This window comes from Micromonospora sp. ATLC16 (assembly GCF_057196645.1).
The window spans coordinates 24,644-43,645 of the sequence record NZ_JBXUOW010000015.1; the positions used below are offsets into that span (position 1 = coordinate 24,644).

At 72.2% G+C, this 19,002-nt stretch carries 18 protein-coding genes; 8 read left to right on the plus strand and 10 right to left on the minus strand.

What is annotated here, in order from left to right:
- The first annotated feature begins 82 nt into the window (after positions 1 to 82).
- Positions 83 to 2,044: an asparagine synthase (glutamine-hydrolyzing) gene (asnB, locus tag AC2CHE_RS09035; protein ID WP_484504444.1), complete on the plus strand. Its 1,962-nt coding sequence runs from the start codon at positions 83 to 85 to the stop codon at positions 2,042 to 2,044.
- 59 nt (positions 2,045 to 2,103) lie between these two features.
- Here asnB and AC2CHE_RS09040 read toward each other — a convergent pair whose 3' ends face one another.
- On the minus strand, positions 2,104 to 3,219 hold the full coding sequence (locus tag AC2CHE_RS09040; protein ID WP_484504445.1) for a lytic polysaccharide monooxygenase auxiliary activity family 9 protein: 1,116 nt from the start codon (positions 3,217 to 3,219) through the stop codon (positions 2,104 to 2,106).
- A 404-nt stretch (positions 3,220 to 3,623) separates the two neighbouring features.
- Here AC2CHE_RS09040 and AC2CHE_RS09045 point away from each other — a divergent pair, with 404 nt between their 5' ends.
- On the plus strand, positions 3,624 to 4,559 hold the full coding sequence (locus AC2CHE_RS09045; RefSeq protein ID WP_484504446.1) for a PfkB family carbohydrate kinase: 936 nt from the start codon (positions 3,624 to 3,626) through the stop codon (positions 4,557 to 4,559).
- 62 nt (positions 4,560 to 4,621) lie between these two features.
- Here the strand turns inward: AC2CHE_RS09045 and AC2CHE_RS09050 are convergent, their stop codons facing one another.
- Both AC2CHE_RS09050 and AC2CHE_RS09055 read right to left on the minus strand, forming a co-directional pair.
- Positions 4,622 to 5,458 carry an MBL fold metallo-hydrolase gene (locus tag AC2CHE_RS09050; RefSeq protein WP_484504447.1) on the minus strand — a complete coding sequence of 279 codons (837 nt, stop codon included), beginning with the start codon at positions 5,456 to 5,458 and terminating at the stop codon, positions 4,622 to 4,624.
- Positions 5,455 to 5,859 carry a thioesterase family protein gene (locus tag AC2CHE_RS09055; RefSeq protein ID WP_484504448.1) on the minus strand — a complete coding sequence of 135 codons (405 nt, stop codon included), beginning with the start codon at positions 5,857 to 5,859 and terminating at the stop codon, positions 5,455 to 5,457. The genes AC2CHE_RS09050 and AC2CHE_RS09055 overlap by 4 nt, the downstream gene beginning before the upstream one ends.
- 115 nt (positions 5,860 to 5,974) lie before the next feature.
- On the opposite strand from AC2CHE_RS09055, the gene AC2CHE_RS09060 reads away from it, so the two are divergent.
- Positions 5,975 to 6,994: a phosphatase PAP2 family protein gene (locus tag AC2CHE_RS09060; protein ID WP_484504449.1), complete on the plus strand. Its 1,020-nt coding sequence runs from the start codon at positions 5,975 to 5,977 to the stop codon at positions 6,992 to 6,994.
- A gap of 18 nt (positions 6,995 to 7,012) precedes the next feature.
- Here the strand turns inward: AC2CHE_RS09060 and AC2CHE_RS09065 are convergent, their stop codons facing one another.
- The 3 genes from AC2CHE_RS09065 to AC2CHE_RS09075 form a co-directional block, all read right to left on the minus strand.
- Positions 7,013 to 8,296 (minus strand): PH domain-containing protein, encoded by a 1,284-nt coding sequence (locus AC2CHE_RS09065; RefSeq protein WP_484504510.1) that lies wholly within the window; start codon positions 8,294 to 8,296, stop codon positions 7,013 to 7,015.
- Between the two features lie 137 nt (positions 8,297 to 8,433).
- On the minus strand, positions 8,434 to 8,964 hold the full coding sequence (locus AC2CHE_RS09070) for a PH domain-containing protein (protein WP_484504450.1): 531 nt from the start codon (positions 8,962 to 8,964) through the stop codon (positions 8,434 to 8,436).
- A 39-nt stretch (positions 8,965 to 9,003) separates the two neighbouring features.
- Positions 9,004 to 9,276: a hypothetical protein gene (locus tag AC2CHE_RS09075; protein ID WP_484504451.1), complete on the minus strand. Its 273-nt coding sequence runs from the start codon at positions 9,274 to 9,276 to the stop codon at positions 9,004 to 9,006.
- Between the two features lie 235 nt (positions 9,277 to 9,511).
- Between AC2CHE_RS09075 and AC2CHE_RS09080 the strand changes: the two genes are divergently transcribed.
- The 3 genes from AC2CHE_RS09080 to AC2CHE_RS09090 are packed head-to-tail and all read left to right on the plus strand — an operon-like array spanning position 9,512 to position 12,557.
- Entirely contained in the window at positions 9,512 to 10,618 is a 1,107-nt protein-coding gene (locus AC2CHE_RS09080; RefSeq protein ID WP_484504452.1) for an AAA family ATPase, read from the plus strand.
- Complete coding sequence (locus AC2CHE_RS09085) at positions 10,597 to 11,610, plus strand: DUF58 domain-containing protein (RefSeq protein WP_484504453.1); 1,014 nt, start codon at positions 10,597 to 10,599, stop codon at positions 11,608 to 11,610. The genes AC2CHE_RS09080 and AC2CHE_RS09085 overlap by 22 nt, the downstream gene beginning before the upstream one ends.
- A complete protein-coding gene (locus tag AC2CHE_RS09090; protein ID WP_484504454.1) occupies positions 11,607 to 12,557 on the plus strand; it encodes a VWA domain-containing protein in 951 nt (316 codons plus the stop codon). The genes AC2CHE_RS09085 and AC2CHE_RS09090 overlap by 4 nt, the downstream gene beginning before the upstream one ends.
- Positions 12,558 to 13,147: 590 nt before the next feature.
- On the opposite strand, the gene AC2CHE_RS09095 is transcribed toward AC2CHE_RS09090, so the two are convergent.
- The 4 genes from AC2CHE_RS09095 to AC2CHE_RS09110 form a co-directional block, all read right to left on the minus strand.
- The gene (locus AC2CHE_RS09095) at positions 13,148 to 14,275 is read right to left on the minus strand and encodes an acyltransferase family protein (protein WP_484504455.1); all 1,128 of its coding nucleotides are present in this window, start codon (positions 14,273 to 14,275) and stop codon (positions 13,148 to 13,150) included.
- Positions 14,272 to 15,234 (minus strand): alpha/beta fold hydrolase, encoded by a 963-nt coding sequence (locus AC2CHE_RS09100; protein ID WP_484504456.1) that lies wholly within the window; start codon positions 15,232 to 15,234, stop codon positions 14,272 to 14,274. The genes AC2CHE_RS09095 and AC2CHE_RS09100 overlap by 4 nt, the downstream gene beginning before the upstream one ends.
- Positions 15,235 to 15,331: 97 nt before the next feature.
- Complete coding sequence (locus tag AC2CHE_RS09105; RefSeq protein ID WP_484504457.1) at positions 15,332 to 15,994, minus strand: response regulator; 663 nt, start codon at positions 15,992 to 15,994, stop codon at positions 15,332 to 15,334.
- On the minus strand, positions 15,991 to 17,277 hold the full coding sequence (locus AC2CHE_RS09110) for a sensor histidine kinase (protein WP_484504458.1): 1,287 nt from the start codon (positions 17,275 to 17,277) through the stop codon (positions 15,991 to 15,993). Before AC2CHE_RS09110 ends, AC2CHE_RS09105 begins: the two co-directional genes overlap by 4 nt.
- Positions 17,278 to 17,430: 153 nt before the next feature.
- Between AC2CHE_RS09110 and fabG the strand changes: the two genes are divergently transcribed.
- A complete protein-coding gene (fabG, locus tag AC2CHE_RS09115; protein ID WP_484504459.1) occupies positions 17,431 to 18,135 on the plus strand; it encodes a 3-oxoacyl-ACP reductase FabG in 705 nt (234 codons plus the stop codon).
- 25 nt (positions 18,136 to 18,160) lie between these two features.
- The gene (gene fabI / locus AC2CHE_RS09120; RefSeq protein ID WP_484504460.1) at positions 18,161 to 18,928 is read left to right on the plus strand and encodes an enoyl-ACP reductase FabI; all 768 of its coding nucleotides are present in this window, start codon (positions 18,161 to 18,163) and stop codon (positions 18,926 to 18,928) included.
- The last annotated feature ends 74 nt before the right edge of the window (positions 18,929 to 19,002 follow it).

Consider the following 19,002-nt stretch of genomic DNA (forward strand, 5'->3'; position numbering starts at 1 on the left):
GGCGCGGCCGACCCGCCGGTGGCCTTGCGGTGAGCCGACAGTGCCGCGACGGCCGATCAGCACGCGTGGAAAGATGACGGACATGTGCGGACTCCTGGCTTTCTTCAGTGCGCGCGGCGATGCCGCCGCCCACCGCGACAACATCGCCGGAGCGTTGGAATGCCTGCACCACCGCGGCCCGGACGAGACCGGGGTCGAGGTGGTCGGTGACGCCTCCGGCCGGTACGCGGACGGAGTGTTCGCCCACAAGCGGTTGGCGATCATCGACGTCGCGCTCAGCCACGAGCCGCTGCCCTACGCCGCCGGGCGTTACCTACTGACCTTCAACGGCGAGATCTACAACTACATCGAGCTGCGCGAGGAGTTGATCCGCGACTTCGGTGCCCGGTTCGCCACCAACGGCGACGGGGAGGTCATCGTCGCCGGTTACCACTACTGGGGCGAGCAGGTACTCACCCGGCTGCGGGGCATGTTCGCCTTCGTCATCTGGGACCGGCAGGAGCGTCGCGCTTTCGGTGCCCGCGATTACTACGGCATCAAGCCACTGCACTACCTGGAGACCGCCGACGGGCTCTACCTCGCCTCGGAGAAGAAGGCCCTGCTGCCCTTCGCCCAGTCGGCGTACGCCGGGGACGCCGGGGTGGACCCGGCCAACCTCAGCCACTACCTGACCCTGCAGTACGTCCCCGAGCCCGGCACCCTGCACCGGGGAATCAACCGGATCGGCTCGGGGGAGTACCTCACCTGGACCCCGGGCGGCCGGATCGACGTGCGGCGCTGGTACCGGCCGGTGTTCCGGCCGGCGCCGGTCTCCGACGAGCAGAAGCTCTACCACGAGATCCGCGAGACGTTGCGCGAGAGCGTACGCGTGCACATGCGCTCCGACGTGCCGGTCGGTTCGTTCCTGTCCAGCGGGATCGACTCCACGGCGGTGGTCGCCCTGGCGCGGGAGTTCAACCCGAACATCCTCACCTTCACCGTCGGCTACGACGTGCCGGGCTACTCCGAGATCGACGTCGCCCAGGAATCGGCCCGCCACCTCGACGTGACCACCATCCCGACCAAGATCGGGCCGCAGGACATGATCGACGCGTTGCCGAAGATCGTCTGGCACCTGGACGACCCGGTCGCCGATCCGGCGCTGGTGCCGCTCTACTTCGTCGCGAAGAAGGCCGCCGAGCACGTCACCGTGGTGCTCTCCGGCGAGGGCGCCGACGAATTCTTCGGCGGTTACACGATCTACCGGGAGCCGCTCTCGTTGAGCGGCGTCAACGGGCTGCCCGACGGGATGCAGAAGGGCCTGCGGGCGGTCTCCAAGGCGATCCCGCAGGGGGTCAAGGGCAAGAGCTTCCTGGAGCGCGGCACCACGCCGATCGAACAGCGCTACTACGGCAACGCCCGGATGTTCACCGAGGAGGAGAAGCAGCAGCTGCTGCGCCGCTACGACCCGTCGGTGCGCTACACCGACGTGACCGCGCCGATCTACGCCGAGTGCACCGAGCTGGACGACGTCACCAAGATGCAGTACGTCGACCTCTACACCTGGCTGCGTGGCGACATCCTGGTCAAGGCGGACCGGATCTCCATGGCGCACTCGCTGGAGGTGCGGGTGCCCTTCCTCGACCGTGCCGTGTTCGAGGTGGCGGCGAAAATCCCGGTCGAGTTGAAGCTGCCGCCACGCTCCGACGCCACCAAGTACGCGATGCGCCAGGCGTTGCAGGGTGTGGTGCCGCCGGCCATCGTCAACCGCAGGAAGCTGGGCTTCCCGACCCCGACCCGGGTCTGGCTGCGCGGCGAGATGTACGAGTGGGCCCGGCACGTGCTGTCCACCTCCGGTGCCGGCGACCTGCTCGACCTGTCGTACGCGCTGCGTCTGCTGGAGGAGCACAAGCGGGAGGAGTTCGACCACTCCCGCAAGGTGTGGACGGTGCTGATCTTCTGCATCTGGCACGCGATCTTCGTCGCGAAGACCCTCGACCCGGGCATCCAACGCAACCAGTCGGCCCTGCTGACCAAGCCCGTCGTCGGCTCCATGGTGCGCTGAGCGGCGAACGGACAAGCGAAAGGGGGCCCCGCGCGGGGCCCCCTTCGTGCTGCTGACGGTCAGCTGCTGGCGCAGGTCGCCGTCGGCGTCGCGTTGCTGCCACTGGCGAGGAAGCCGAAGCTCGTGCTGCCGTTGGCCGCGACGGTGCCGTTGTACGACACGTTGCGGGCCGTCACCGACGATCCGGACGTGGTCTGGGTGGCGTTCCAGACCTGGCTGATCTGCTGGCCACCGGGCCAGCTCCAACTGGCGGTCCAGCCGCTCAGCGGCGAGGTGCCGGTGTTGCGGATCTCGACCTCACCCTGGAATCCACCGGACCAGCTGCTGGTCACCTTGACCGTGGCGGTGCAGCCACCGGGGCCCGGCGGCGGGGTGGTCGGGCTCGGCGGGGGCGTGGTCGGGCTCGGCGGCGGGGTGGTCGGGCTCGGCGGCGGGGTGGTCGGGTTCGGCGGGGGCGTGGACTGGTTGCCGCCGATGCCGGTCACCTCACCGTTGCCGCCGTCGAAGACCACGTCGGAGCAGCCGAAGAAGTTCTCCTGGCTGTCCGAGCGGACCCAGTGGGAGTAGATGATGTGCCGGCCGCTCTTGTTCGAGGGCAGGTTGCCGGTGAAGTAGTAGTGACCGTCGTCGGTGCCGACCGCACCGCGCTGCGGCGGGTTGGTCACCGTCAGGAACGGCTGGGCCTCCAGGTCACTCCAGGCCAGCGCCCGGGTAGGGCTCCAGCTGTCCCGGGTCACGTAGAAGTAGAACGTGCCCGGGTGGTGGGCCCAGTTGCTGTACTTGAACTCGATCGACCGGCCGGCCGTCAGGTGCGTCAACGGCCAATCGTTGCGGGCCAGGTCGTAGCCGCGGAAGCCGGTGGCCCCGCCGCTGCACAACTGGCCGTCCGGGATGAAGCCGGTGGTGCGACCGCCGGCGTCGGAACGCAGCACGCTGAACCAGTTGTAGAGCGAGTTCGTCCCGCTCTGCGCGACGGCGGCAGCACAGGCCGGGTTGTTCGGCCTGATCTCACCGGACTGGGTGAGGCCGTCGCGCCAGCACAGGAAGGTGCGGGCGCCCGGCGTCATCGCCGCGCCGTGCGCGGCGGCCGGCTCGGGGCTGGCGGTCACGACGACCGCACCCGCGAGAAGAGTGAAAGCCGCGGTTAGCAGCGCGGCCAAGCGTGGACGGTGCACGGGTTTCTCCTGACTCGCGGAGCGCACTGCGTGGGCGCGCCCCGCCGAACGCGCGGGTGGACGGGTATGGTGCCGCCCCCGCTGCTGCGGGCGAAATGCGACTACGCGGCGACCGTGCGGATGGGGACGGATGGCCCAGCCCGGCACGCTGTCGCCGGCGGAGTGTCGACGCGTGAATGCCCTCGCGCGATGTGAAGCCCGGCACCGGTGGACGCGCAGCCCCGCGCCACCTGGCATCACCATCCCACCATGCCGACGCGCTTGGCGCAATAGTCACCCCTCGATGTGTGCGACCGACCCGGTGTGCGGGGCCCGGGTCGCGCCAATACCGTGACTTCCACACCCCGGCGCACACCCGCTGTGCCAGCCTGGGCATCACGTACGGCAGACGGAAGGACCTGACGATGGGATACGCGGTCGTGCTCGGCGAGGCGCTCGTCGACCTGCTGGACACCGAGTGCGACGGCGCGCCGGTCTACCGGCAGGCGATCGGCGGTGGACCGCTGAACGTCGCCGTCGGTGTCGCCCGGCTCGGTGGCGCGGTGCAGTTCGTCGGGTCGCTCGGCGACGACGTGCTCGCCGGCCGGATCCGGGACTTCCTCACCGCCGAGCAGGTCGGCCTGGCCGGCGCGGTGACCGCTGCGCTACCGACCACGCTGGCCGTGGCCACCTTCTCCGGCGCGGAACCGGACTTCCGCTTCTACGGCGAGCCGCCCTCCTACGCGCTGCTCGGTCCCGACGAACTCGACGTCGCGTTGGTCGAGGGCGCTCAGGTGCTCTACTGCGGCTCGATCGTGCTGCTGGCACCGACGACGCTGGCCGCCGCCCGCCGGGCCTGGGCGGCCGCTCCGGGCCTGCGGGTGTTCGATCCGAACGTCCGTCCCCGGCTGCTGGCCGGCCCGCAGGCGCTGGCCGGACTGCGCGAGGTGGTCGCCGAGTTCGCCGCCGGGGCGCACCTGGTCAAGCTCAGCGCGGCCGACGCGGAACTGCTCTATCCAGGTGAGCCGGTCGAGTCGGTGGCGGTCTACCTGCGCGAACTCGGCGCGGCCACGGTCGTGGTCACCCTCGGCGCGGCTGGCGCGGTGATCGCCGCCGCAGATGCCGATCCGGTACGCGTACCCGCCCCGAAGGTCGACGCCGTCGACGCCACCGGTGGAGGTGACTCGGTGATGGCCGCCCTCGTCGCCGACCTGCTGACCGACGGCGAGCCGGTCGGCCCGTCCGGCTGGCACGAGCGGGTCGGGTACGCCCTGCGCGTGGCCGGCCTGGTCTGCGAACGCCCCGGCGGCGCGGTCGCCATGCCCACCCGCGACGAGGTGCGCCAGCGCTTCGGCGACTGACGGCAAGCCTCCGGCCGGGGGCCATCCGACCGGCAGACCGGCGTCGATCGCGGGGGACGAGGTCAGGCGGTGCCGTCGAGTTCGGCGTATCCACGCCGGGCGGCGATCAGCGCGTGCCGGGCCGGAAACGGGGCTTCGGCGGCGACTCGCTCGGGCGGTGCGCCGCCGGTGTGCCCGGCCCGGATCAGCCAGGCCAGCTCCACCAGTTGGGCGTGCTGGGCTCGGACGAACTCCGCGTCGACCGGCGCGCCGTGGCCGGGCACGACCACCGTCCCCGGTGAGATGGACCGCGACAGCTCGGCGAGCGCGTCCGGCCACTGCAACGGGTACGAGTCCTCGAACGCCGGCGGACCGGCCTGCTCGACAAGATCACCGGCGACCAGCAGGTCGGCGTCGGGAACCTGCACGACGAGGTCGGCGTCGGTGTGCCCCCGCCCCGGATGGCGCAGCACCACCTGTCGGCCGCCGACATCGAGGACCGCCTCGGTGCGTACGGTGTGGGTGGGCGCCAGCAGTGCGGTGTCGGCCAGCTCGGCGGCGAGTTCCGGATGGGTGGGTTGCAGTTCCGCGTACGCCTCCCGGCGCAGCCGGTCCGACTCGTCGCGGATCGTCACGGCGGCCAGTTCGTGCGCCCAGACCGGGCGGGCCGGATGACCCGCCAGCGTGGCGTTGCCGAAGCAGTGGTCGAAGTGGTGGTGGGTGTTCACCAGCGTCAGCGGGTCGGTGGTGACCGCGCGTACGGCGGCGGCCAGCTCGGTCGCCTGCCCAACGGTGGAGAGGGTGTCCACCAGCAGCGCCGCTCCGTCGCCCAGCACCAACGTGACGTTGACCGCGAGCACCGGCTCACGCAGCACGAGCACCCGGTCGGCGACCTCGACGAACCGGCCGGCCGTCGTCATGCTGCCCCGCCGGCGCGTGCCAGGAACCGGTGCCGGTCGACCAGGGCCCGCTCCACCCGCCCCTCGGCGACGGCCTGCCCGCCCTCGGTGACGGTGATCTCGAACACCAGCCGCCGCCGCTCCACCTCGGTCAGCCGGGCCTGCGCCGCGACCGTGCGGCCCACCGCTGTCGCGGCCCGATGCTCCAACTCCACCCGGGTGCCCACGGTGGTCGAGCCGTCCGGCAGGTGGCCGGCGGTCGCGGCCACGGTCGCCGCTTCGGCCAGGGCGAGCACCCGTGGCGTGCCGAGCACCGGAACGTCGCCGGAGCCGACCGCCTGGGCGGTGTCGGCGTCGGTGACGGTCAACTCGACCCGGGCGGTCAGACCCGGGGCCAGGGCTTGATCCGGTGGCTCCCGCATGGCCACAGCGTAGGTGCTCGGCGGAGCCCGGGCCACGCGGCCGGGCAGATGCGCCACGACACCGCAGGCGCTCCTGCCGCCGGTCGGGCGCGGGTCGCCGCTAACCTTGTCCGCGATGTCTGCCGCGACCGACCCCCAGCCCCCAGCCCCGACCGAGCCGCCCGCCCCGCTCGACGGCGGGCGCCGCCGCGTAATCGCGATGTCGGTCTGGGGCGTCGCCTTCGTGGCGGGGTGGCTCGTCATCGGCCTGCCCACCGACCCCGTGTACGCGTTCTTATGGATCTGGGCCGGCACCATCGCCTGGTACTCCGCCCGCCCGTGGCGCAGCCACCTGCGCTTCGCCCGGGACTGGGTGCCGGTGGTCCTGCTGCTGGTCGCCTACAACCTCTCCCGTGGGTTCGCCTACCACGACGGGACCGTGCCACACGCCTACGAGCTGATCCTGGCCGACCGCCTGATGTTCGGCTGGGCCATGGACGGTCAGGTGCCGACCGTCTGGTTGCAGCAGCACCTGTACCAGCCGGAGGTCCGCTGGTGGGACGTCCTGGTCAGCTGGGTGTACTTCTCGCACTTCGTGGCGGCGCTGGCCGCCGCGGCGGTGCTCTGGATGCTCGAGCGCAGCCGGTGGGCGGCGTTCATGCGCCGCTGGTTCTTCCTCTTTGGCACCGGCCTGATCACCTACTTCCTCTACCCGGCCGCGCCGCCGTGGTGGGCGGCACAGAACGGATTGATCGAGGAGGTTGCCCGGATCTCCACCCGGGGCTGGAAGGCGTTCGGCATGCACGGGGCGGGCAACCTGCTCAACGCCGGGCAGTTGGCCTCCAACCCGGTGGCCGCGATGCCGTCGCTGCACACCGCCTTCGCCCTGTTCGTGGTGCTGTTCTTCCTGCGTAACGCCCGGCGTCGCTGGTGGCCGCTGCTGCTGGCCTACCCGCTGGCGATGACCTTCACGCTGGTCTACAGCGGCGAGCACTACGTGATCGACGTGCTGGTCGGCTGGGCGTACGTCGGGATGACGTTCCTGGCGGTCGGCTGGGCCGAACGCTGGTGGGCGCGCCGAAAGGCCCGCCCCGGCCCGATCGACACCGCCGAGCACGTGCCCGAGGCTTCCTCCGCCGTGCCCGCCCCCCGCTGACTCCGTCGCCGCGCCAGGTCAGCCCGCGCGCCGGGCGGCCCGGCCCCGGGCGGCCAACTCCGCCGCCAGGGCCCAGGCGTCGGCGAGGTCCCGGTCCGCCGCTGCCGCGCCGGCACCACCAGCGGTGTCGGCGTGCACGGTGGCCAAGCCGAGCAGCCGCTGCACCGGCCCCTGCATCACCCGGACGCTCTGCAAGCGGGCGTACGGCACGATCGTCAACTGGCGGGTGAGCAGGCCGGAACGGACGGCGAGCACCTGCTCGGTCAGGCCGGCACCGAGCACCTGGCGGCTCAGCGGGTTGACCCAGCGGGCCCGAGCCGGTGGTGGCCGCAGCGGCAGCGACGACAGCGCCACCCCGGGCAGCACCTCGGCGACGATCATCTCGCCGGTCGGCTGGTCACCGACGGGAAGCAGCCGGTCCGGCCGGTTGCGCTCGCCGGCCTCGCCGGCGGCGTAACCGGCCACCTCCAGCCGCAGCCGCAGCCAGCCCTTCATCCGCCACAGCAACGGCCAGGTCACCCGCACGGTCTGCACCCGGTGCAACGGTACGGTCTGCGACCTGGTCTCCAGCAGCCCGTTGCGGATGCGCAGCCGGTCGTCGTCGCGGGCCAGCTGGAACCGCCAGTCGTCGAGCACCCGGCGGACGGGTTGCAGCAGGACACCGGCCATCGCGGTGAGCGTGCTCGCCACCGCGATGAAGGACCAGGAGCCCTCGGACAGGAACTGCGTCGCCACGAAGGCCACGCCGAAGGGCAGCAGGAACGCCTGCGGGGTCAGCAGCTGGCTGATCAGCAGGTCCCGGTTGCTCACCGCGTGCAGCGGACGGCCGGGCGGCGGGGGTGCCTCTGCGCCGGCCGGCACCGGCCGCGCCGGCACCGCACCGGAGGGGTGACCGGCCAGGGTCAGCAGGCGCTGCCGCAGCGCCGCGGCCTCGGCGACACTGAGGTACGCCAGAGGGGCCTCGGTCTTGCCGCCGCCGACCACCTCCAGGCGCAGCTCGGCCAGCCCGGTGAGCTGCGCGAGCAGCGGCCGGACCACCTCGACGGCCTGGAGCCGTTCCAGCGGAATCGCCCGGGTGCGCCGCCAGAGCAACCCCTCGTGGATGCGCAGCTCCCGGCCCACCACCTGGTAGCCGGTGTTGTACCAGCTGATCACGGCCAGCACGCTCGCGCCGAGCGCGAGCACGATCACCATCGCGACGAACCAACCGAACCCGACCCGGGACAGGGTCGACCAGGACAACCCGGCGATGACCACGACCAGCGACTTGGCGCCGTGCAGCGCGGGACTCAACGGATGCAGCCGTTGCCGCGCCGACGAATCCTGCGGCGGTGGACCTACCCACCCGCGGGGCGCCTGGTCGCCAACCGCGTTCCCGACGTGACTGTGCTCTTCAGCGGTGGGCGGGGTCCGGTCCGGACCCGGAGCGGCCGACCCGCTCACAGCCCTTCCGCCCGGTCCTCGCCGAGCGCGGTCAGGCGGTCCCGCAGCCGGGACGCCTCCGCCGGACGCAGCCCCGGCACCCGGGCGTCGCTCGCCGCCGCAGCGGTGTGCAACTGCACGGTCGCCAGGTCGAATGCCCGTTCCAGCGGGCCGGCGCTGACGTCGACGAACTGCATCCGCGAGTACGGGACGATCGACAGCCGGCGGACCAGCAGACCGTGCCGGACCAGCAGGTCGTCTTCACGTTCGGCATAGCCCCAGGCCCGTACCGCCCGGACGATGGTCACCACCCGCCACAGAGCGAACAGCCCGACGGCACCGAGCGCCAAGCCGAACGTCCAGGAACCGGTCAGCGCCCAACCGACACCGAGCACCGCCGAGACGACGGCCACCCCGGCCGCCAGGCGCAACAACTCCACCCAGATCAGGTCGGTCGATATCGACTGCCACCGGACGGCGTCCGGCCACGGTTCGAGCGGGCTGGTCGGCGCGGCCGGCGGCCGGAACTCGGGCGCGTCATCGCTCACGGTGCCGGCCTTTCGTTCGCGACTGCGGGGCTCGCAAGCTCACTCCTCGCGCTCACGGTGCCGGTCTTTCGTTGTACGCGTCCACTCTTCGAGCGTAGGCGATCCCGCCAGCGGGGTGACCTCGCGCAGAAAGGCCCGCGCGCCGAGGAAGTCGCCGAGTGACGACCGGTGCACGTCACAGGCGAGCCAGGTCTTGCGCCGCTCCGGCGCGTGCAGGCGGGGATTGTTCCAGCGCAGTGCCCATCGGGCCGCGGCACGACACCCGCGGGCCGAACATAGCAGTGTTTCGGCGGGGCTGTCGGAGTGCGTCATCCCGCTCAGTCTAGGACGGCGGGAAAGAGTGAGCGCCGGGCGGCCACGGGGGAAGCCGCCCGGCGACGGATGAATGGTACACACGCCGGGGCGGCTTTTGTCCACTGGCGATCGGCGATTCCGTCGTCCGGAACGGCGTGGCGGAAAACGGTCGCTCCCTCCGTCGGTACTCAGTCGGGCATGCGAGGCTTGGTACCGCACACGCCGCGACGACCGATCACGCTGTGGAGGACCAGTGGCCCAGCCGACCACGCCCGATGCCCCGCCGCCGAACGGGGCGCAACCACAGGCGCCCGCACCGCCGACCACGCCGGCGCAGGACGCCTCCCTGCTGGAGCGGGCGCTGTTCGAGATCAAGCGCGTGATCGTCGGGCAGGACCGGATGGTCGAGCGGATGTTCGTCGCGCTGCTCGCCCGCGGGCACTGTCTGTTGGAGGGCGTACCGGGGGTGGCCAAGACCCTCGCGGTGGAGACCCTCGCGAAGGTGGTCGGCGGATCGTTCGCCCGGGTGCAGTTCACCCCGGACCTGGTGCCGGCGGACATCATGGGCACCAGGATCTACCGGCAGTCCAGCGAGAAGTTCGACGTCGAACTGGGCCCGGTCTTCGTGAACTTCCTGCTCGCCGACGAGATCAACCGGGCACCGGCGAAGGTGCAGTCCGCGCTGCTGGAGGTGATGAGCGAGCGGCAGGTGTCGATCGGCGGCGAGAGCCACCGGGTGCCGAACCCGTTCCTGGTGATGGCGACGCAGAACCCGATCGAGCAGGAGGGCGTGTACCCGCTGCCGGAGGCGCAGCGGGACCGCTTCCTGATGAAGATCATTGTGGGGTACCCGACCGACGCCGAGGAGCGGGAGATCGTCTACCGGATGGGTGTGGCGTCGCCCGAGCCCACCGCCGTGTTCGACACCGAGGACCTGATCGCCCTGCAACACAAAGCCGACCAGGTCTTCGTACACAATGCCCTGGTCGACTACGCGGTCCGGCTGGTGCTGGCCACCCGTACGCCAGCGGAGCACGGCATGCCCGACGTCGCGCAACTGATCCAGTACGGTGCCAGCCCGCGGGCCTCGCTCGGGCTGGTCCGGGCGACCCGGGCGCTGGCGCTGCTGCGTGGTCGCGACTACGCCCTGCCGCAGGACGTGCAGGACATCGCACCGGACATCCTGCGGCACCGGCTGGTGCTCAGCTACGACGCGCTCGCCGACGACGTACCGGCCGACCACGTGGTGCACCGGGTGATGTCGACCATCCCGCTGCCGTCGGTGGCACCCCGGCAGCAGGCCACCCCGCCCGTCGGGGCGGCGGCGCCTACCTCGGGGTGGCCCGGGCAGCGGCCGTGACCTCGACCACCCCTCGACCCGGTGAGCCGGACCCGCTGGCGGCCACCGACCGTCCCGGTGCCGTGTTGTCCCGCCTGCAACTGCTGGTGACCCGCAAACTCGACGGCCTGCTTCAGGGCGACTACGCGGGCCTGCTACCCGGGCCGGGCAGCGAGGCCGGCGAGTCGCGCGAGTACCGTCCCGGCGACGACGTGCGCCGGATGGACTGGCCGGTGACCGCCCGCACCACCACCCCGCACGTGCGGCGTACCGTGGCCGACCGTGAGCTGGAGACGTGGCTGGCGGTGGACCTGTCGGCGAGCCTCGACTTCGGTACCGGCCGGTGGCTCAAGCGGGACATCGTGATCGCGGCGGCAGCGGCGATCACCCACCTGACCGTGCGGGGCGGCAACCGGATCGGTGCGGTCGTCGGCAGCGGCGGCGACATGCCGGTGCCCCGCCGTGGCCGGCGGCAGGCGCCACCGGCCGGCCCGGGGCGACTGGTCCGGTTGCCCGCCCGGTCCGGACGCAAGGAGGCCCAGGGCATGCTGCGGGCCATCGCCGGCACCGAGATCCGACCGGGGCGCGGTGACCTCGGCGCGCTCATCGACATGCTCAACCGGCCACCCCGGCGGCGCGGGGTGGCCGTGGTCATCTCCGACTTCCTCGCCCCGCCGGCCCAGTGGGCGCGTCCGCTGCGCAAGCTGCGGGTACGACAGGATCTGCTGGCGATCGAGGTGGTCGATCCGCGGGAGCTGGAACTGCCCGACGTCGGGGTGCTTCCGGTGGTCGACCCGGAGACCGGCGAGCTGCACGAGGTGCAGACCGCCGACCCGAGCCTGCGGCACCGTTACGCGGCGGCCGCCGCGGCCCAGCGGGCGGAGATCTCCGCCGCGTTGCGTGCCGCAGGCGCCGCGCACCTGCGTCTGCGTACCGATCGAGACTGGCTGCTGGACATGGTGCGTTTCGTTGCCGCCCAGCGGCACGCCCGCACCCGGGGGACGACACGATGATTCGACTGTTGCAACCGTGGTGGCTGCTGGCCGTGCTGCCGGTGCTCGCCCTCGCCGCGCTGTACGTCTGGCGGCAGCTGCGCCGGCGCGACTACGCGCTGCGGTTCACGAACGTGGACCTGCTGCGTACCGTGGCGCCGAAGGGGCTCGGCTGGCGCCGGCACCTGCCGGCCACCGCGTTCCTGTTGGCCCTGCTGGTGCTGGCCGGCGCGTTGGCCCGGCCCGCGGTCGACACCCGGGAACCGCTGGAGCGGGCCACCGTCATGCTGGCCATCGACGTGTCGTTGTCGATGCAGGCCGACGACGTGCCGCCGAACCGGCTGGAGGCGGCCCAGGAAGCGGCCATGCAGTTCGTCGCGGAACTGCCGGAGACGTACAACCTGGGGTTGGTCTCGTTCGCCAAGTCGGCGAACGTGCTGGTGCCGCCGACCAAGGACCGTCCGGCGGTGACCAGCGCCATCGACGGGCTGGTGCTGGCGGAGGCGACGGCCACCGGCGAGGCGGTCTTCACCTGCCTGGAGGCGATCCGGTCGGTGCCGGCCGACGGTGCGGCCGGTATCCCGCCGGCCCGGATCGTGCTGCTCTCCGACGGCTTCCGGACGGCCGGACGGTCGGTGGAGGAGGCGGCCGCCGCGGCGCAGGCGGCGAACGTGCCGGTCTCCACGATCGCCTTCGGCACCGACTCCGGGCACGTGGACATCGGTGGTCAGTTGCAGCGGGTGCCGGTGGACCGCCTGGCCCTGGCCGAGTTGGCCGAGGCCACGGAGGGCTACTTCTACGAGGCGGCCACCGTCAACGAGCTGAAGCAGGTGTACCAGGACATGGGCAGCTCGATCGGCTTCCGCACCGAGCCGAGAGAGATCACCCAGTGGTACGCCGGCATAGCCCTGCTGCTGGCCCTCTGCGCCGGGGCGTTCAGCCTCCTCTGGTCCTCCCGCATGATCTGACCGCCACCAGAGCCCCGTTGATCATGAGGTTAGCGGCACTTTTGAAGATCAAACCGACCGCTAACCTCATGATCAACGGAGGTGGACGGGCGGTTGGGCGGGTGGGTGGGTGGGTGTTAGGGGGTGGGTGGGTTAGTGGGTGGCGCTGGCCAGGAAGAAGAGGACGGCTACCCAGACGGCGGCGAGGGTGAAGCCCAGCGGGGCGACGTAGCGGCTCATGACAGCTCCGACGTGGCGACTGGCGGCCCGGGCAGAGGGGGCCGCGGGAGGGGTGGATCGGGACGCGCACACGCGAAGTCGTGACCGGGTGCTTTCCGGCGGCACCCGTCCGATCGGCCGCCCCGGCAGGGGAGCCGGGCGGCGGGACGGATGCGCGGGAGAGCGGTGCCAGCTCAGGCGGAGCGGGGCTCAGCGTGGCTGGCGGTCGGCCCGGCCACGACTGGGAGGATCGCTATCTCGCACAGCGATCACCTCCTGCGGTCGGCTTCCGGGGCGACGCGGACCGCCGAGCGACCCGCAAACGTCGATCATCGTACACCCGGGGTGCGCGTCCGGCACATTCGGCCGACCGGCCGACGAGGCGCCCCCGTTCATCGGTCGTCGGCGGCCCGGCCGGCGCCGACGGATGCCGTCCTCAGCCGGGGCTTCCGGCGTCGGACAAGCAGCACCAGCACGGCGGTGAGCACCGGCAGCCAACCGATCCGGGCCAGCAGCCAGGTCGGATCGTCCGGCGCGGTGTGCAGCCCCGGCAGCGCGGTCCCGCCGTGCGCGGCGAGCACCACCACCGCGACCAGCACCGGTTGGTGCCAGAGGTAGACGCGTACCGCATGCCGGTTGATCCCATCGGTCAGCCGGCGGGGCAACGGCCGGCACAGCAGTCGGACCAGCGTCGGCCGGGCCAACAGGCCGAGACCTGTCTGGGTGACCGCGAGCGCCACCACGAGCAGCGATGGCGGATCGAGATTGGATCGGCCGTCGCCGGGGACCCCGACCGCGCTGACCGGGTAGCCGAGAGCGAGTACGGCGGCCAGTCCAACGGCCCCCGTGGCGACCAGCCAACGGACTTCACGCCCTCGGCTCAGCCGGCCGTCGGCATGGGCCAGTCCCAGCAGATACGGCACGGCCCAGGCGGCCAGCACCGTCACCGGTGGCAGCCAGGCGCCGGCCGGCAGCAGCCGCACGGCCAGGTCGGCGCCGGCCACCACGGCCGTCGCGGTGACCGCGCAGCGCAAAATGCCCCAGCGGCGTACGGCGGCGCGCAGCGGACCGGTGAGCACCACCAGGGCCAGCAGGGGGGCCAGGAACCACAGGGGACTGATGGCCAGGGTCAGCGCCACCGACAGGGTGTCGTCGGCGACACCGGCGACGGCAGCGGCCAGCAGTACGGCCGACCCGGTACCGAGCAGCGCGACCGCCGGCAGGAGCAGCCGCCGCAGCCGGTGTCCCAGCCAACCGGCTCCGGGGTGCCGGTCCGCCGAACGGGCGGAGGCGTGACCGGCGGCGAAGAAGAACAGCCCCAGGGTCTGCAACACCCAACTGAGCGGGGCCAGGGCCGGCATGGCGGTCAGCGGGCTGGCCAGGTTCAACGCGCCTTCGGTGTCGAGCACCAGGCCGGTGACGAGCCAGTGACCGAGCACCACTCCGGCGACCGCGACGGCGCGCAGGCCGTCAACCAGGGGGTCCCGAGCCGATCGGTGAGCGGTGTCGCGGTCGCTCATCGGGTCTGTCCCGTCGTCCGGCCGCTCCCCGCCGCGGCGGCGTGCCCGGAGGTCGGTGGCGTCGAGCGACTGCCGTGCGACTGCGTGGCGCCGTGCAACACCACCGCGACGATCGCGGTCAGGGTCGGCCCACCGGGCCGCAGGTACCCGTCGTGACCGGTGGCGTCGACAGGTATCGGTCGGCCGCCGAAGGCGGGTGTACCTGGTCGTCGACCATGTCCCAGCCCGAGGACGCGTCGCTGCGGCAACCGTCGGATCCAGTCGTCCGGTGCCTCGGCCGTCCAAACCCGAATCGGCCCGAAATCGTCGGCGTGCCCCGCACCGACGCCCACACCGCCGAGGGTGACCACGTCGGTGACCTGCGGCGGGGCGTCCATGGCAGCCAACCCGACGACCAGCGCGCCGTAGCTGTGACCCACCAACGTGATGCGGGCCGCCGGCAGCCGCCGGGCCAGTGTGCGCAGGTCGTCGCCGAGCCGGTCGGCACCGCGACGGGCGGCGGCCGGGATGGCTGCCGTGACGATACCGTCGGGCGGGTCGTAGCCGAGCCAGGCCAGCACGGCCACCCGGGCCTGCGGATCGGCGGCCTGCAACGCGGCAAGCAGGTCTCGGGCCTGCCGGGCCGGGGCGCGCTGGGAGACGCCACCCAGCCCTCGATCGAAGTCGGCCAGCCGGGTTCCGACGCCGGGCACCAGCACCGCGATCCGATCGGCCGTGGCCAGGTCACCGAGAACCTCGACGGCCCGACCGTCACCGCGTGGGTCGAAGGCCAGGAACCGTCGTCCCTGCGCGGCCCAGTGGGTGTACGGCGGGCCGGCGGCGTCCAGCGCGGCGGCGGTCGACGGGTACGCCTCGACGAAGCCGGCCGGCGCGGGGTCGGGTGGGACCGTCGGTGGCCGTACCAGCCCGGTCGCCAGCACCGCCGCGAGGCCCAGTCGTAACAACGTGCCGCCCACCATCACGTACTCCCTCCACCCGGTCGTGAAGGGCAGGATGTGTCGGCGGTGTGGTGCCGGTCGTCAACCCGGGGAACCGTTCGTGGCTACCACGCTGGAGCTACTCTCCGGCGGCGACCAGACCGGTCTCGTAGGCGAGCACGACGGCCTGGGCGCGGTCGCGCAACTGGAGCTTGGCCAGGATCCGGCCCACGTGGGTCTTGACGGTCTGCTCCGCGACGACCAGCTCCGCCGCGATCTCGCCGTTGGAGCGTCCCTGGGCGATCAGCCGCAGCACCTCGGTCTCGCGTGGGGTGAGTGCGGCGAGAGCGGTGGGTCGGGGCCGCTGCCGGTGTGGCCGGGCCGCGAACTCGGCGATCAGGCGGCGGGTGACGGTCGGGGCGAGCAGCGCGTCACCGCCCGCGACGACGCGTACCGCGTGGATCAGGTCGCCGGCGGGGGCGTCCTTGAGCAGGAAGCCACTGGCACCGGCGCGCAGCGCCTCGTAGACGTAGTCGTCCAGGTCGAAGGTGGTGAGGATGAGCACGCGGGGCCGGTCGGTCGGCCCGCCGCCGAGCAGTTTGCGGGTCGCGGCGAGCCCGTCGAGTACCGGCATCCGCACGTCCATCAGCACCACGTCGGGGTCGAGTCGGCGGGCCTGGGCGACCGCCTGGGCGCCGTCGGCGGCGTCGCCGACCACCAGCAGGTCGGGCTGGGCGGCCAGCAGGGCACCGAAGCCCTGCCGAACCATCGCCTGGTCGTCGGCGATCAGCACCCGGATCATGATGTCCCGTCCGTTGGCTCGTCGGATGGTTGCGGGTCAGCCGGCAGTAGCGCCTCGACGACGTAGCCGTCGTCGGCGGTGGGACAGGCCGTGAAGCTGCCGCCGAGGGCGAGGACCCGCTCCCGCATGCCGGTCAGTCCCTGCCCGCCACCACGTGTGTCGGCGCCGGCCGGAGTTCCGCCGGCGGCGTTCTGGACGCGTACCGTGAGGGTGCCGGGGCGATCGCGGACCGTGACGCGCACCTCGGCGCCGGCCGCGTGGCGGGCCGCGTTGGCCAGTCCCTCCTGCACGATCCGGTACGCGGCCAGCCCGACCGGGGCCGGTGGCTCGGCGGCGACGTTGTCGTCCAGTTCCACGGTCATGCCGGCCCGCCGTGCGGCGGCCACCAGCGTCGGTAACTCAGCCAGCGTCGGCTGCGGGGCGGTCCAGGGATCCTCCGTATCGCTGCGCAGTACGCGCAGCAGCCGCCGCATGTCGGTGAGTGCCGCCCGGGCGGCCTCGGCGATGGCGGTGAACTCGGCGCGGGTCGGTTCGGGCACGGCGAGTCGGTACGGCGCGGTCTCGGCCTGGACGGCGATCAGCGACATGTGGTGTGCGACCACGTCGTGCATCTCCCGGGCGATGCGGGTGCGTTCCTCCAGCACCGCCCGCCGGGCCTTCTCCAACTCGCTCAGCTCGGCCTGCTCGGTCAGGGCCCGTCTGGTGAGCAGGTTGTGCCGCAGCAGGTCGCCGACGATGAGCAGCACCACGAACAGCAGGGTGACGGCCACCTGGTTGCCCGGCGGCACGAACATCCAGACCGGGATCAGGCTGAACAGTCCTGTCCAGGCGAGCACGGTCCGGTCGACCCGCGCGGCCACGGTGACCAGCACGACGATGATGACCAGGACCTGCGTCGGGTTCCACGGCCAAACCTCGTACGTGGCGGGGCTCAGCACCACGGCGTGGTCCGTCGAGCGTCGGTTGAAGGTGCCGAACAGCTGTCCGATGAGCATGATCCGCCAGGCCAGCAGCGGTCGGTTGGGCAGCAGGGGCAGCGGTGCGACGGTGAGCAGCGCGATGACCCACGCGGTGGCGACGGGCAGGCGCCGGGTGTCCAGCAGGAAGTGCGCAGTGACCGCGGCCAGCCCGAGCAGCGCCAGCAGCCCGAGCGTCCGCAGGACGGCGACGGTGCCGGGCCGGTGTCGCAACCGGTCCAGTGGTCGGCGCCGCGCCGGATAGTCCGGCCCCGCCACGGTGCGGCGCAGCCCGGTCAGGGCGGCACCGACGGTACTGCGGTCCATATCCCGGCAGGGTAGTTCGATTGACGGACTCCGTCGTGCGACCACGGAGTGATCCATCCAGTGGTACCCGGGTATGACGCCCGGCGGGTTAGTGATTACCGTGCGGTAGCGCCTAGTCTCCAAGCCGCAGCGATCATTGGGAGGGGACGTACCGTGTCGCGAACTGTGCTGGTTACCGGAGGCAACCGGGGGATCGGTCGGGCCATCGCCGAGGCCTTTGCCAAGCAGGGTGACCGGGTGGCGATCACTCACCGGGGCAGCGGAGCCCCCGACGGACTGTTCGGCGTGCAGTGCGACATCACCGACGGCGAGTCCGTCGAAGCGGCCTTCACGGCGGTCGAGGCGGAGCTGGGGCCGGTGGAGGTGCTGGTCGCCAACGCGGGCATCACCGACGACACGCTGCTGCTGCGCATGTCGGAGGAGCAGTTCACCCGGGTGCTGGACACCAACCTGACCGGCGCGTACCGCTGCGCCAAGCGGGCCTCCGGGAAGATGCTGCGGGCCAGGTGGGGGCGCATGATCTTCGTCTCTTCGGTGGTCGGCCTGTCCGGTGGCGCCGGTCAGGTCAACTACGCGGCCAGCAAGGCTGGCCTGGTCGGGGTGGCCCGTTCGATCACCCGGGAACTGGGTGGCCGGAACATCACCGCCAACGTTGTCGCGCCGGGCTTCATCGAGACCGACATGACCGCCGGGCTGACCGACCAGCGTAAGGACGAGATCCTCAAGTCGATCCCGGCGGGCCGGATGGCCAGCCCGGACGAGGTGGCGGCGGTGGTCACCTGGCTGGCGGGCGACAGCGCCGGGTACGTCTCCGGCGCGGTCATCCCGGTCGACGGTGGCCTGGGCATGGGTCACTGAATCCTGAGCACGGAGGAATGAGCTAATGTCCGGACTGCTGGCCGGTAAGCGGCTGCTCGTCACCGGCGTCATCACCGACGCCTCGATCGCCTTCTCGGTGGCCAAGCTCGCTCAGGAGAACGGCGCCCAGGTCGTGCTCACCGGTTACGGCCGACTGTCACTCGTGGAGCGGATCGCCAAGCGGCTGCCCGAGCCGGCGCCCGTGATCGAGCTGGACGTGACCGACCCGGAGCACCTCGCCGGGCTGGCCGACAAGGTCCGCGAGCACGTCGACAGCCTCGACGGGGTGGTCCACTCGATCGGGTTCGCCCCGCAGAGCTGCCTCGGTGGCGGGTTCCTCGACGCCTCCTGGGAGGACGTGTCGACGGCGCTGCACGTCTCGACGTACTCCTACAAGTCCCTGGCGGTCGCGGCGCTGCCGCTGATGTCGCCGGGCGGCTCGGTGGTCGGCCTGACCTTCGACGCCACTCAGGCGTGGCCGGTGTACGACTGGATGGGCGTGGCCAAGGCCGGGCTGGAGTCGGCCTCCCGCTACCTCGCCCTGCACCTGGGCAAGCAGGGCATCCGGAGCAACCTGGTGGCCGCCGGGCCGCTGCGCACCATGGCCGCGAAGTCCATCCCCGGCTTCGAGCAGTTCGAGGACGCCTGGGCCGGGCGTGCCCCGCTGGGCTGGGACCTCACCGACCAGGAACCGGCCGCCCGGGCCTGTCTCGCGCTGCTGTCGGACTGGTTCCCGGCGACCACCGGAGAGATCGTGCACGTCGACGGCGGCTACCACGCGGTCGGCGCCTGAGGCGTCGCCGGGGCGCTGTCAACGACCGGAACCCGGGGGCGTTGCCGGGACGCCGCAGGCCACCGGCAAGAATG